Raw genomic sequence first — 13,585 nt, forward strand, 5'->3', positions numbered from 1 at the left:
GGAGAACGCCATGACCGAAGACCTCGCGGTCGCCGCACCGGCCCCCGCCACCGTCACCGACCCGCGCGCGGGCAGCTTCCGCGTCGACGCCCACCACGGCGAGATCCTGCAAGGAGTTTTCGTCGCCGACGGCCGGTTGCGCCGCGGCTTGGTCACCCTGCCGTGCCCGCTCTACAGCACCCGCGCCACCTTCCTGCCCACGGAGGACACCGGCACGACGGTGCGGCCCGCGTGGCGCAGCAAGGCCCGCCGCGCCGCCGACCTCACCCTCGCCCGGCTCGGGAACCCGGTGCCGGGCGGGCTGCTCGACATCACCAGCGACATCCCGCTGTGCCGCGGGTTCGGCTCCTCGACCGCGGACGTGACGTCGGCGATCGGCGCGGTCCTCGCCGCGACCGGCCGCCGGCTCTCCCCGGCCGAGGTCGGCGCGCTGGCCGTCGAGGCCGAAACCGCGTCCGACTCGCTCATGTACGGCGGCCGCGCGGTGGTCTTCGCCCACCGCGAAGGCGAGCCGATCGAGGACCTCGGCGAGCTGATGCCCCTGTCCGTACTGGGTTTCGGCACCAGCCCGGGCGGGCGCGGCGTCGACACCCTCGAACTGACGCCCGCGCGCTACACGTCGTGGGAGATCGAAGCGTTCCGCCCGCTGCGCGGCCTGCTGCGGCGGGCCGTACGGGACGGCGACGCGAGCCTGCTCGGCCGCGTCGCCACCGCCAGCACCCTGCTCAACCAGCGGCACCTGCCCGTGCCGGGACTGGACGACGTCCTCGCCGTCGCCCGCTCGGCCGGGGCGGTCGGCGTGCAGGTCGCCCACAGCGGCGACGTCGCCGGCCTGCTCTTCGACGCGACCGACGCCGAAACCCCGGCGCGGCTGGAGTTCGCCGCGGCGCGGCTCGACGTGACCGAAACCTGGCAGTTCGAAACCGAGAGGTGAGTCCGATGACCCTTGCTGCCCCCGCTGTCAGCCGGTCCGTCGTGGAGGCGACCGAGCTGCCCCGGATCATCCGCATCCGGCCCAACTTCCACGTCGCCGCCTTCGGCCTGATGAAGCTGCTGCCCGCGCGGTTCATGCTCGACCGCGCGGAGGAACGCGGCGAAGTCGGGCCTGGCACGACCGTGCTCGAAACGTCGTCGGGCACCTTCGGCCTCGGCCTCGCGATGGTCTGCCGGCTGCGCGGCTACCCGCTCACGATCGTCGGCGACCCGGCGATCGACGCGCCGCTGAAACGGCGTCTCGAACACCTCGGCGCGCGCGTCGAGATCTGCCCGAAGCCCAGCCCGGTCGGCGGCTACCAGCGTGCGCGGCTCGACCGCCTCGAGGAGCTGCGCGCGGAGTACCCGAACCACTGGGTACCGGGCCAGTACAGCAATCCCGACAACCCGCGGTCCTACGCGCTGGTCGCCGAGCAGCTTGCCGAGACGATTGGCGTCCCGGACTGCCTGGTCGGCGCGGTCGGCTCCGGCGGTTCGACGTCCGGCACGAGTTCGTTCCTGCGGATGCTCGTCCCGGAGCTGACGCTGATCGGCGTCGACACCCAGCGCAGCGCCATCTTCGGCCAGCCCGACGGGCCGCGCGTGCTGCGCGGGCTCGGCAACAGCCTGGTGCCGCCGAACGTCGACCACACCGGCTACGACCAGGTGCACTGGATCGGCGCGGCCGAGGCGTTCGCCGCGACGCGGGAGCTGTACGCGCGGCACTGCCTGTTCATGGGTCCGACCAGCGGCGCGTCGTTCAAGGTCGCCGACTGGTTCTCCCGCCGCAACCCGGACGCCACGGTCGTCGCGCTGCTGCCCGATGAGGGCTATCGCTACCAGGACACGGTGTACTCCGACGAGTGGCTGCGCGCGCAGGGCCTGGCGCACGCGGGGGCGGCCGAGCCGTACGAGGTCGTCGCGCCGACCGAGCCCGGCGGGTCGTGGACGTGGCTGAACTGGGGCCGTCGTTCGCTGGCCGACGCGTCATGACGCGCACGCTGCTGCTCGTCGAGAGCAACACGACCGGGACCGGACGGCTGTTCGCGCGGCAGGCGCGGGCGCTCGGGTTCGAGCCGGTGCTGGCCGCGGCCGACCCTTCGCGCTACCCGTACGCGGCCGAGGACGGCGTCCGCGTGGTCCGCTGCGACACGGCGGACGCGTGCGCGGTGCTGGAGTCGGACATCGGTGAGCCGGCCGGGGTGACGAGCAGCTCGGAGTACTTCATCCCGGTCGCCGCGCGGGTCGCGGCGAAGCTGGGGCTGCCCGGTCCCGATCCGGTCGCCGTCGCGGACTGCCGGAACAAGGCCCACCAGCGGGCCGTGCTCGGGGCGCCCTGCACGGTGGCGACCTCGGTGGCCGAGGCAGTCGCGGCGGCCGTCGAGTTCCCGGTGGTGCTCAAGCCGGCCGAGGGCTCGGGCAGCGTCGGCGTGCTGCGGTGCGAGACGCCCGAGGCGGTGGCGACCCAGGCGGCGGCGCTGCTTTCGGTGACGCACAACGAACGCGGGCTGCCGGTGCCGGCGCAGGTGCTGGTCGAGCCGTACGCGAGCGGGCCGGAGTACTCGGTGGAGCTGTTCGGCGACGTCGTGGTCGCGGTGGTGCGCAAGCACCTCGGACCGGCGCCGTTCTTCGTCGAGGTCGGCCACGACGTCCCGGCCGCGTTGCCCCCGCTCGACGAGACGGCGCTGATCGACACGGCCCGCGCGGCGGTGACGGCGCTGGGGCTCGGCTTCGGCGCGGCCCACGTCGAGATCCGGCTGACGCCGTCCGGGCCGCGGCTGATGGAGGTGAACCCGCGCCCGGCCGGCGGAATGATCCCGGAGCTGGTCCGCGCGGCGACCGGCGTCGACCTGGTCGCGGCGCAGGTTTCCGCGGTGCTGGGGCTTCCTCCAGACCTTCGGGCCACCCGGCGGGCGTGTGCGTCGCTGCGGTTCCTCACGGCGACTTCGTCGTCGGTGCTTTCGGCCGGGGATGCGGTGGCGAAGGCGTCGGCGGTGCCCGGCGTCGCCGACGCGCGGATCTCCCGCCCGGACGGCACGGTCGTCCGCCCGGCCCGCGACTACCGCGACCGGGCGGGGTACGTCCTCGCCGTTGCGGACCGCCCCCGCGGTGCTCGCGCGGCCGCCGCGGCGGGGCTGGACCGGCTGCGTGCCGCCCTCGTCCCGGGAGGTGCCCGGTGACTCTTCGGTTTCTCGTCACCACCGTGGCCCAGACCGCCGCGCTCCGGCTCGCAACCGACGTGAATGACTCATTCATGTCGCCTGACGACATGAATGAGTCATTCACGTCATCCGGGCCGGCCACCGCACCCCACCCGGACACCCCGGAAGGAGCACCCGAATGACCATCGCCCCAGGCGGGACCGGCCGGCTCACCAGCCCCATCTCCGCCGCGGCCCGCGAAATCCTCTTCGACCGCGACACCGCACCCGCACCCGACCCCGTCGCCGCCGAACTGGGCCTCATCAGCCAGGTCGACCGCGCCCACGTCGTCATGCTCGCCGAACGCGGCATCGTCGACCGGGCCCCGGCCGGCGAGCTGCTCAACGGCATCGAAAGCCTGCGCCGGCAACGCTTTGCGCCGCTGCACGACCTCCCCGCGCCGCGCGGCCGGTACCTCGCCTACGAGTCCTACCTCATCGACACCCTCGGCGCCGAGGTCGGCGGCATCCTCCACAGTGGACGCTCGCGCAACGACCTCAACGCCACCGTCGTCCGGCTGCGGCTGCGCGAACCGCACGAACGCCTGCTCGCCGAGTCCGACACGCTCGGCCGCGCCCTGCTCGACCGGGCCCGGCGCTGGGCGGACGTCACCATGCCCGCCTACACCCACCACCAGCCCGCCGTCCCGATCACCTACGGCCACTACCTCGCCGGCGTGGCGAGCGCACTCGTCCGGGACGTCGAAAGCCTCTGGCAGGCCGGCGCGGAGATCGACCAGAACCCGCTCGGCGCGGGCGCGGTCGGCGGCACGTCGCTGCCGGTCGACCAGCACCGCACCACCGCGCTGCTCGGCTTCGCGACGCCGATCCCGAACTCGCTGCACGCCGTCGCGTCGCGGGACCTGGTGCTGCGCCAGCTCTCCGCGGCCACCGTGCTCGGCGTGCTGCTCTGCCGCGTCGCGCACGACTTCCAGGCGTGGACCAGCGCCGAGGCCGGGCTGCTGCGGCTCGCCGACGACGTCGTCGGGTCGAGCTCGATGATGCCGCAGAAGCGCAACCCGTTCCTGCTGGAACACGTCCAGGGCCGCGCGCTCGCCCCGCTCGGCGCGTTCACCGCGTCGGCGAGCGCGATGGCCACCGCGCGGTTCACCAACGCGATCGCCGTCGGCACCGAGGCCGTCGCCCCGGCGTGGTCGGCCCTCGAAGCCGCGACCGACGCCGTCGTCCTGCTGCGGCTGGTCGTCGAGGGGGCCGAACCGGTGCCGGAGCGGATGTACGCGCGGGCCGTCGATGGCCAGACCGCGGCAACTTACCTGGCCGAACGGCTCGTCGACGCCGGTGTCCCGTTCCGGCAGGCCCACCACGACGTCGGCGCCATCGCGAAGGAGGCGCTGGCCGCCGGGCTCCCGCTGCACGAAGCCGCCCGGGCCCGCCTCGGCGGGCAGCACGCGCTCGACCCGGCCGACGTCGCGCAGCAGGCGGCGCACGGCGGCGGCCCGGCGCGGCCGTCCGTGCTCGCCGCCGTCACCGAAGCCGAGACTGCGTTCGCCCGGATCCGCGCCGCGGCCGAGGACCGCCGCTGGCGTTGGAGCCAGGCCGAAGTCGGGCTCGACGACGCCGTCCGGTCCCTCACCGAACCCCGGAGCACGCCGTGACGTTCACCGTCGTCCGCAACGACGAAGACCAGTACTCGCTCTGGCCCGCCGGCCGCGACCTGCCGCCGGGCTGGCTGAGCGCCGGCGTCACCGGCACGCGCGAGGAATGCCTCGCCCACATCGACACCGTCTGGACCGACATGCGCCCGCGGAGCCTCCGCGAACGCATGGCCACCCGCTGACTTCCGAGGAGACCCTTGTGACCACCTTCGCCGACGACCTCGCGACCCTCCGCCCGGAGACGTCGTCCACTCAGGACACTTACGTCGAGCTGCGCAGCGACACGTTCACCTTGCCCACGCCCACGATGCTCGAGGCCGCCGCGCGCGCCCCGCTCGGCGACGACGTCTACGGCGAGGACCCGACCGTGGACCGGCTGGAGCAGCTCGCCGCCGAGCTGCTCGGCAAGCAGGCCGGCTGCCTGATGCCGAGCGGCACCATGGCCAACCTGACCGCGCTGCTGGCGCACTGCCCGCGCGGCGGCAAGGCGATCGTCGGGCACGAGTCCGACGTGTACGTCTACGAGGCGGGCGGCGCGTCGCTGTGCGGCGGCATCGTCTACGACCCGCTGCCGAACCTGCCCGACGGCACGATCGACCCGGCGGCGATCGCCGAGGCGTGCGCGGTCGACCGCAGCGACCCGCAGATCGCGCCGCCGGCCGTGCTCAGCCTGGAGACGCCGCAGAACCGCTGCGGCGGGCTGCCGCTGCAGCTGGACTACCTCAGCGAGGTGTCGCGGCTGATCCGCTCGCACGGCATCGCCCTGCACCTCGACGGCGCCCGGCTGTTCAACGCGGCGGTGGCCCTCGGCGTGAGTGCGGCCGAGGTGGCCAAGCACGCGGACACCGTGCAGATCTGCCTGTCGAAGGGCCTGTGCGCGCCGATCGGCTCGGTGCTGGTGGGCGACCGCGTGACGATCGCGGCGGCCCGGCGCATGCGCAAGATGCTCGGCGGCGGCATGCGCCAGGCGGGAATGATCGCGGCGTGCGGCATCGTGGCGCTGACGGACATGACCGAGCGCCTGGCCGAGGACCACGCCCGCGCGGCCCGGCTGGCGCGCGGCCTGTCGCGCATCCCCGGCGTCCGGCTGGACCCGGGCCCGCCGTTGACGAACATGGTGTTCTTCAAGGTCCGCGACGACCGCTACACGACCCGCACCCTGATCGAGGCGGCCCGCAGGCGCGGGATCCGGGTGGAGGAGCTGGGCACGGACCGCATCCGCGCGGTGACGCACGCGGGCGTCGACGACGACGCGATCGACCGCGCGATCTCGGTGTTCGGTGATCTCCTGGGCCACGACGCGATGGTCCGCTGAGCCCGCCGGCGGCCCGGGACCGCGGCGGGACCCGGGCCGTCTAGGGTGATCGGATGGGGACGATCAGGCAGGTACAGATCACGTTCGACTGCGCGGAGCCCGAGCGGGTGGCCCGGTTCTGGTGCGAGGTGCTGGGCTACGAGGTCCCGCCGGCACCGCCGGGGTTCGCGTCCTGGGCGGAGTTCGACGCGTCGTTGCCCGCCGAGCGTCAAGGGGCGGCGTTCGCGTGCGCCGACCCGTCGGGTGTGGGGCCGCGGTTGTTCTTCCAGCGGGTGCCGGAGGGCAAGGTCGTGAAGAACCGGGTCCACGTGGACGTCCGGGTCGGCACGGGACTGGTGGGTCAGGAGCGGCTGGCGGCGCTGGAGACCGAGCGCGACCGGCTGATCGCGTTGGGGGCGAGCCACTTCCAGACCCTGTACGCCGACGAGTACAACGAGTCGTGCATCGTGATGCAGGACGTCGAGGGCAACGAGTTCTGCCTCGACTGAGGTTGTCCCGGTCACCGGTTCAGACCAATTTCGGCGTCACTGAATCGAGCAAGTGCCCGGGGCCCTACCGAATCGTCTCGATCACCGGTGATCCTGCCTGAGGTCCACCGGAACCCGACCGAGGGGTGGGGTCATGAAGCTCGCCGCCGCGTTCCTGCTGTTCCTGACGATGATCCTCGCCGGTCCGGCCGCCGAAGCCGGCCAAACCTCCGTCAGAGCCGCCGATCCCAGCGTCCTGCGGGTCGGCTCCACCTACGTCTCCGTCCAGTCGACCGGCGGGGGCATCGCTGTCCGGCAAGCGTCCTCGCCCGACGGCCTCGCGAGCGCCGCCGCGAGGCAGATCTGGTCGGACACCCGCGGGCGCGGGGAAGTCTGGGCGCCGGAGATCGTCACCGACGGCGGCCGCTTCTACGTCTACTTCACCGCCGGTACCGGGGCCGCGCACCGGATGTTCGTCATCAGCTCCGCCGTCGCCGACAGCGGGTACACCGCCGAGACCCAGCTCGCGCTGCCCGACGGGAAGTGGGCCATCGACGGGACCCTCTTCACCTTCAACGGCCAGCGCTGGTTCGTCTGGTCCGGGTGGGCCGGGGACACCAACGTCGAGCAGAACCTCTACATCGCCCGGATGAGCAGCCCCACCACCCCGACCGGCGCGCGGTACGTCATCTCGCAGCCGCGGGAAAGCTGGGAGCGGGTCGTCGGCAACCCCTACATCAACGAAGCACCCGAGGCCATCAAGGATCCCAACGGTCAGCTGCACATCGTCTACTCGGCCAACGGCAGCTGGAGCGACCAGTACTGCATCGCCGAGATCCGCCTGCGCGCCGGCGGCGACCCGACCTACGTGTGGGACTGGTACAAGGCGAACGGCTGCCTCTTCGGCTCGAACCGCGCGACCATGATGACCGGCTGGGACCCGACGCTGTACGTCAACGGCCCCGGCCACAACACCTTCGTGCTGCTGAACGGCGACATCGCGACCAGTCCGCCCGCCGGCCCGAAGTTCCCGCTGATGTTCCACGCCGTCCCGAAGGGCACGCCGTACTCCTGGGCGAACCGCTATTGGTACACGGGCTCGTTCTGCTGGTGGGGCTCGACGACGTACCGCCGCGCGAACGTCCCGGGCGCGACCACCGACACCGGGTTCAGCCTGAAGTTCTTCGAGTGAGGGGGCCGGCGGGCCGGGGCACGACCCGCCGGCCGGTCCGTCACACCAGCGACGCCGTCAACCCGCCGTCGAGGACGTAGTGGCTGCCGGTGACCCAGCTCGCGCGGTCGGACGCCAGGAACGCCGCCACCTCCGCGATGTCCTGCGGGGTGCCCAGCCGGCCCTGCTTCGCCGCGACGAGGTCGCCGAACGGCACCTGGGTCGCCGCCTCGAAGTCGGGGACCAGGCGCTCGACCATCGCCGTGTCCGCGAAGCCCGGGCAGACCGCGTTGACGCGGATCCCCGCCGGCCGCATTTCGACCGCCGCGACGCGCGTGAGCTGGATGACCGCGGCCTTCGTCGCGCAGTACGACCCGAGCAGCGGGCTGCCGCCGACGCCCGCGATCGAGGCGATGTTGACGATGTTGCCCTTCGACTCCAGCAGGTGCGGGGTCGCCGCCTTCATCGCCACGAACGTGCCGCGCACGTTGACCGCGAAGATCTTGTCGAAGCTCTCCGTCGACTGCTGCAGCAGCGGCGACGACACCTCGATGCCGGCGTTGTTGACCAGGACGTCGAGGCCGCCGAGGAGGTCGACCGCCTCCTGGATGGCCGCCTGGACCTGGCCTTCGTCGGTGACGTCGCAGTTGGCGACACCCGCGGCGCCGATCTCGTCCGCCGCTTGCTTGGCCGCGTCGGCGTTCATGTCGCTGACGACCACCCGGGCGCCGCGTTCGGTGAACAGCGCCGCGATCGCCTTGCCGATGCCCGCGCCGGAGCCGGTGACGAAGACGCGCTTTCCCTCGAGTTCGGACATGCTGGTTCCTCTCACATCGCTTCGATCTTGGGCAGGATTTCTTCCTTCAGGCGCTTCATGTCGTCGAGTGTCTTCGCCACCGGGACGTCCTGGAAGGGCGGCCACAGGAACGGCATCGTCAGCCCGGCTTCCTGGTACCGCTTGAGCTGGTCGGTGATCTGCCGTTCCGAGCCGACGAGCAGGTTGGTGCCCTTGCCCAGGAACGACTGGTCCATGTCCTGGTCGGTGATGACGAACCAGATCATGCTGGAGATCTCGAGGTCGTCGACCGAGCGCGGCGTGTCGAGCGCCTCCAGCTCACGCTGGATCTCGGTGCGCCAGCGCTTGATGTCGTCCGGCGAGTCCTGGATGCCGATCCAGCCCGACAGGCCGTACTTCGCGATGCGGGCAGCCGAGCGCTTCGCGTCCTTGAGACCGCTGAAGAAGATCGGCGGGTGCGGCTTCTGCACCGGCTTGGCGCCGAACCCGCTGCGCTGGAAGTCGGCGAACTCGCCGTGGTACTCGAACAGATCGTTGGTCCAGATGCCCTGCATGATCTCCAGGGTTTCGCGGACGTGCTTGTGCCGCTTGGGGAAGATGTGCGACGCGCTCGCGGCGGCGAACTCCTCGGGCATCCAGCCGGAGCCGACGGCGACGTTGAGCCGGCCGCCCGAGAGGTGGTCGATGGTGGCCAGCTCCGCGGCGAGGACGCCGGGGGAGCGGTAGGGCGTGTCGATGATGCTCATCCCGATCCGCAGCTTCGACGTCTTGGCCGCGAGCCACGGGATGAGCGGCATGCCCTGCAGGAACTCGCCCCGAGAGCTGACCGGCAGGCCCTTGGGGAACCCCTCGATCATGCCGAAGGCGTACTGCATCTCCTCGGTGTCCGACGTCTCCGGCACGATGATCCGGTCGAGCGTCCAGACGCTGTCGAAGTCGAGGTCCTCGGCGAGCGCGGTCAGGTCCTCGAGCTCCGGCACGGTCACCTTGTCGCGGAAGTTCGGCAGGTACAGGGCGAGTTTCATCGTGTTCCTTCCAGCTGTGCGGTGAGGGTCGTGCGGATCTCGGCCTTGAGGACCTTGCCGACGGTCGAGCGGGGGAGCTCCGGCCAGACTTCGATCTGCTTGGGTGCCTTGACGCTGCCGATGCGGTCCTTGACGAACGCGATCAGCTCGCCGGTGTCCAGTTCGGCGCCGGGTCTCAGCTGGACGACGGCGGTGACGCGCTCGCCCCACTTGTCGTCGGGCAGGCCGATCACGGCGCAGTCTCGGACGGCGTCGTGGGCCAGCACGGCCTGCTCGACTTCGGCGGAGTAGACGTTGAACCCGCCGGTGATGACCATGTCCTTGGCGCGGTCGACGATGTGGAGGAAGCCTTCGCCGTCGAGGAAGCCGATGTCGCCGGTGTGGTGCCAGCCGTGGGCGGACGCTTCCGCCGTCGCCTCGGGGTTGCGGTAGTAGCCGGCCATCACCAGCGAGCCGCACACGCAGATCTCGCCGCGTTCCCCTTGCGGCACCGGGTTTCCGTCGTCGTCCAGGATGGCCACGGTGACCAGCGGCGACGGCCGCCCGGCCGACGACAGGCGTCCCGTGTGGACGGTGCCGTCCGGGTGCCGGTGCTCGGCGGGCGACAGCGTCGAGATCATCATCGGCGCCTCGGACTGGCCGAAGAGCTGGGCCATCGGCCCGATCCGGTCGAGCGCTTCGGTGAGCCGCGTCGTCGACATCGGCGCGGCGCCGTACCAGAAGCACTGCAGTGACGAGAGGTCCGTCGTGTCCAGGGCTTCGTGGCCGAGCACCAGGTAGATGAGCGTCGGCGGCAGGAACGTGTGGGTGACGCCGTGGCGTTCGATCAGCTCGAGGAACCGGCCGACGTCGGGCTTGGGCATGATCACCACCTCGCCGCCGCGGGCGAGGACCGGGAAGCACAGGACGCCGGCCGCGTGGGTCAGCGGCGCCAGCGCCAGGTACACCGGGCGGCCCTCGAAGGGGTAGCTCATCAGCGTGATCGCCGACATGACCTCGAGGTTGCGGTCGGTGAGCATGACGCCCTTGGGGCGGCCGGTGGTGCCTCCGGTGCCGACGAGGGCGACGACGTCGTCGGGCTGCGGCGCCGCGGCGGAGGGGTCGTCTTTCGCGAGGCCGAGCCAGTTCTGGAACCCGGGTGCGAAGTCGTCGCCCTCGCCGAGCCGCACGAGCGTGGTCAGCTTCGGCAAGTTCGGGGCGATCTTGCGGACCAGGTCCTCGAAGGCGGGCTGGAAGAGCAAGGTGCCGCAGTCGAACAGGTCGAGGAGTTCGGCGTTTTCGCCGGCGGCGTTGCGCGGGTTGATCGGGCACCAGACCGCGCCGGCCCGGGAGATGCCGAAGACGCAGGTGAACGCGGTGGGGTCGTTGGCCGAGAGGATGCCGACCTTGTCGCCGGGCGCGACCCCCGACCGGCGCAGGGCGCGGGCGACGGCCTCGGCGAGTTCGACGACTTCGCCGTAGGAGCGGGAGACCCCGTCGAGGGTGAGGCAGGGCGCCCCGGGGTCCAGGGAAGCGCCTTTTTCCAGGTAGAAGAACAGAGACATCGTCGTCCCTTCCGAACTCCGCCGGCGGCTGGTGACGACCTTGGCCGCCGTTTGGACGAATGTCAAGATTTTCTTGGACGATTGGTCAGAGAAGTGCTCGATGGTATGTTCGGCCGGTGACCAGCGCAGCCGCCGTGAGGCGCCGAGTCGACAAGTTCGAGGACCGCCGCCGGGAACTGGCCGACGCGGCGTTGCTCGCCCTGGCCGACCTCGGCTACGCGCGCACGAGCCTGCGCACGATCGCCGAGCACACGAAGTTCTCGCACGGCCTGCTGCACTACTACTTCGCCGACAAGGTCGAGCTGATCACCTACTGCGTGCGCCGCTACAAGGAGGCGTGCGTGCAGCGGTACGAGGGCGGGGTCGGGTCCGCCGACACGCCTGCGGACCTCGCTGCCGCGTGCGCCGACGGGCTGGCGGCGGCGCTCGAAGAAGCCCCGCTGATGCACCGCCTCTGGTACGACCTGCGCACGCAGTCGATGTTCGAGGAAGCGTTCCGCGCCGACGTCGCCGAGATCGACTCCGGGTTGTCGGACATGATCTGGCGCAACGTCTCCGCGTACGCGGACCTGGCGAAGTCGGAGCCGAACTGCTCGCCGTCCGAGGCTTACGCGCTCTTCGACGGCTTGTTCCAGCAGGCCTTGCTGCGCCACCTCTCCGGCGCCGAAGACGCCCTCGACGACTTCCGGCGCGGCGTCCGCGACCTGTTCCCGCGCCTGATGCGCTGAGGTCAGGTCAACACGGGGAACCTCGCCGAGCGGTGGGCGCACCCGGCGCGGCTGCCCGGTGATCGTGCGCAGCAGGTCTTCGACTCCGGCGTCGGTCAGTCCCGTGATCACGTAGTGACCGGCACAGCTCGGTTGCAGGAACAGGGTCCTCGACGTCGCGGCTTCGGCCTGCACGCCGCGCCGGTCGGCGGGGCCGGCGAGGCCGTCGCCGACACGCCGGTACTCCGGCGACGCGACGACGAGGACGAAGCCGGCGGTCGTGATCCTCTCGGTCGCCCAGGCACCCCAGTCCCGCCGGACCCCGTCGGACCACAGGTCGAGGCCGACGTCGATGCCGTTGCGCACCAGCAGTTCCGACAGCGTGAGCACCGCGGTCCGGTGCGGTTCGCCGTCGTGGGCGTAGGAGACGAAGACGGAGTTCATCGCCGGCACTCGCAGAGTTCGACGTGTCCCAGCTCAACCGTGCGCGGGCCGTTCGCGCCGACGATCTCGACAGCGACGCCGAGACGGCCGTGCGCGTCCTCGTTCGGGACGGATCCGACGCGGCCGGTCCATTCGGTGCCGTCGGCGGAGCCGGACATCGGCAGCGGGCTGGTGGTGCCGGCGGCGGTCAGGAGGATCTTCGCCGACGTGGCGCCGGGCGTGACGGTCACCCGCACGACCGAGTAGTGCGGCTCGTCGGCGCATTCGCCGTCGCCCGCGACGATGCGCCGGGGGCGGACCGACGACCCGGTGACGTTCGAGCGGGCGGGATTCGCGCCGCCACCGGACGGCGTGAGCGACGGCGCTGTCGTGCCGGCCGGTGGCACCTGGGTGGTCGTGGTGGTCCCGGTCGGCCGGCGCGACGGCGGCGCGGACTGGACGGGCCGCACGGGCCGCGCGACGGTCGCGGCCGGGGGAATCACCGCCGGTTGCGGCCGGGGTGTGGGGAGTGGCTGCGCCGGCCCGGGCTCCGGTGCCCTCGGCAGGAGCAGGGCCGTGGCCATCGCCGCGGTCACGATCGCGGTGGCGCCGGCGGTGATCTTCGCGGCCTTCGACAACCCGAGCAGCCGGGTGAGCAGAGTGCCGCCCAGCAGCGCACCGGTGACGGCCAGCACGACCCTGCCCAAGCCGTTCGGGTCGTCGAGGCGGCGGCCGCACTTCTCGCAGCCGCCGATGTGGGTGCCGACCTTGCGCACCAGTTCCGGCGAGTCGCCCAACTCGCGAGCGAGGCTGAGCGGCACGACGCAGCGGTTCGGTCCCTCGCCCGGATCGGTCACGAGCGCCACCACCGGGGCGGCCTTGGCCACCGCCTTCCGGGCGCGCCGGTGCCGGTTGTCGAGCACGTTCCTCGGCTCACCCAGGCGCTTCGCCTGCTCGTCCGCGGTGCACTCGCCTCGCTGCAATTCGCAGTACAGTTCGACATCGTCGCGGTGGTGCGTGCGCACCACGGCCAGGATGCGTTCCTGGAACTTCCGCACGTCCCGTTCGTTGCGCAAGCTCCGGTAGTCGTCGGTCACCGGACCGGCGGGCTCGGGATCCTCCTCGGAGAAGACCTCCTGACGCTTCTTCCGCTTGCTCAACTGGGTGAACGCCGCGTTTTTCGCACTTTCGTACAGCCAAGCTCGCGGATTCTTCACCGGCTGCTCGGGCGGATTCTTCAGCAGCTTCTCGATCTCCCGGGCGACCCAGTCGCGACCCGAAACCGGCCGCTTCTCGTCCATGACAGTCATACTTCATAGACCGGAATCCGGGCGTGCCCCGACGCTTTT

The 13,585-nt window shown here is 71.7% G+C and carries 13 protein-coding genes and 1 pseudogene; 9 read left to right on the forward strand and 5 right to left on the reverse strand.

The features are described 5' to 3' along the window. Positions 1 to 10: 10 nt before the first annotated feature. The 8 genes from ACIQWX_RS15965 (at position 11) to ACIQWX_RS16000 (ending at position 7,762) form a co-directional block, all read left to right on the forward strand. Entirely contained in the window at positions 11 to 934 is a 924-nt protein-coding gene (locus ACIQWX_RS15965) for a kinase (RefSeq protein WP_400870630.1), read from the forward strand. 5 nt (positions 935 to 939) lie between these two features. Then, positions 940 to 1,965, forward strand: coding sequence for a pyridoxal-phosphate dependent enzyme (locus ACIQWX_RS15970; protein ID WP_400870633.1), 1,026 nt, complete (start codon positions 940 to 942; stop codon positions 1,963 to 1,965). Beyond that, entirely contained in the window at positions 1,962 to 3,152 is a 1,191-nt protein-coding gene (locus tag ACIQWX_RS15975) for an ATP-grasp domain-containing protein (protein ID WP_400870635.1), read from the forward strand. Before ACIQWX_RS15970 ends, ACIQWX_RS15975 begins: the two co-directional genes overlap by 4 nt. 160 nt (positions 3,153 to 3,312) lie before the next feature. Then, entirely contained in the window at positions 3,313 to 4,788 is a 1,476-nt protein-coding gene (locus tag ACIQWX_RS15980) for an argininosuccinate lyase (RefSeq protein WP_400870638.1), read from the forward strand. Further along, entirely contained in the window at positions 4,785 to 4,970 is a 186-nt protein-coding gene (locus ACIQWX_RS15985; protein WP_400870641.1) for an MbtH family protein, read from the forward strand. Before ACIQWX_RS15980 ends, ACIQWX_RS15985 begins: the two co-directional genes overlap by 4 nt. A 17-nt stretch (positions 4,971 to 4,987) precedes the next feature. Further along, positions 4,988 to 6,103 carry a GntG family PLP-dependent aldolase gene (locus tag ACIQWX_RS15990; RefSeq protein WP_400870644.1) on the forward strand — a complete coding sequence of 372 codons (1,116 nt, stop codon included), beginning with the start codon at positions 4,988 to 4,990 and terminating at the stop codon, positions 6,101 to 6,103. A gap of 53 nt (positions 6,104 to 6,156) precedes the next feature. Then, positions 6,157 to 6,591, forward strand: coding sequence for a VOC family protein (locus ACIQWX_RS15995; RefSeq protein ID WP_400870647.1), 435 nt, complete (start codon positions 6,157 to 6,159; stop codon positions 6,589 to 6,591). Positions 6,592 to 6,724: 133 nt separating this feature from the next. Then, positions 6,725 to 7,762: a glycoside hydrolase family 43 protein gene (locus ACIQWX_RS16000; protein WP_400870650.1), complete on the forward strand. Its 1,038-nt coding sequence runs from the start codon at positions 6,725 to 6,727 to the stop codon at positions 7,760 to 7,762. Positions 7,763 to 7,802: 40 nt separating this feature from the next. Here ACIQWX_RS16000 and ACIQWX_RS16005 read toward each other — a convergent pair whose 3' ends face one another. The 3 genes from ACIQWX_RS16005 to ACIQWX_RS16015 are packed head-to-tail and all read right to left on the reverse strand — an operon-like array spanning position 7,803 to position 11,106. Continuing rightward, on the reverse strand, positions 7,803 to 8,558 hold the full coding sequence (locus ACIQWX_RS16005) for an SDR family NAD(P)-dependent oxidoreductase (protein WP_400870653.1): 756 nt from the start codon (positions 8,556 to 8,558) through the stop codon (positions 7,803 to 7,805). Between the two features lie 11 nt (positions 8,559 to 8,569). After that, complete coding sequence (locus ACIQWX_RS16010; RefSeq protein ID WP_400870656.1) at positions 8,570 to 9,562, reverse strand: LLM class flavin-dependent oxidoreductase; 993 nt, start codon at positions 9,560 to 9,562, stop codon at positions 8,570 to 8,572. Then, on the reverse strand, positions 9,559 to 11,106 hold the full coding sequence (locus ACIQWX_RS16015) for a long-chain fatty acid--CoA ligase (RefSeq protein ID WP_400870658.1): 1,548 nt from the start codon (positions 11,104 to 11,106) through the stop codon (positions 9,559 to 9,561). Before ACIQWX_RS16015 ends, ACIQWX_RS16010 begins: the two co-directional genes overlap by 4 nt. A 116-nt stretch (positions 11,107 to 11,222) precedes the next feature. On the opposite strand from ACIQWX_RS16015, the gene ACIQWX_RS16020 reads away from it, so the two are divergent. After that, positions 11,223 to 11,834: a TetR/AcrR family transcriptional regulator gene (locus ACIQWX_RS16020; RefSeq protein WP_400870661.1), complete on the forward strand. Its 612-nt coding sequence runs from the start codon at positions 11,223 to 11,225 to the stop codon at positions 11,832 to 11,834. A 207-nt stretch (positions 11,835 to 12,041) separates the two neighbouring features. Here ACIQWX_RS16020 and ACIQWX_RS16025 read toward each other — a convergent pair. Both ACIQWX_RS16025 and ACIQWX_RS16030 read right to left on the reverse strand, forming a co-directional pair. After that, positions 12,042 to 12,257 (reverse strand): annotated as a pseudogene (locus ACIQWX_RS16025) (SEFIR domain-containing protein); the annotation flags it as partial. Next, the gene (locus ACIQWX_RS16030; RefSeq protein ID WP_400870664.1) at positions 12,254 to 13,537 is read right to left on the reverse strand and encodes a hypothetical protein; all 1,284 of its coding nucleotides are present in this window, start codon (positions 13,535 to 13,537) and stop codon (positions 12,254 to 12,256) included. The gene ACIQWX_RS16030 and the pseudogene ACIQWX_RS16025, both read right to left, overlap by 4 nt. Between the last annotated feature and the right edge of the window lie 48 nt (positions 13,538 to 13,585).

This window comes from Amycolatopsis sp. NPDC098790, assembly GCF_044759945.1.
GTDB lineage: Bacteria > Actinomycetota > Actinomycetes > Mycobacteriales > Pseudonocardiaceae > Amycolatopsis.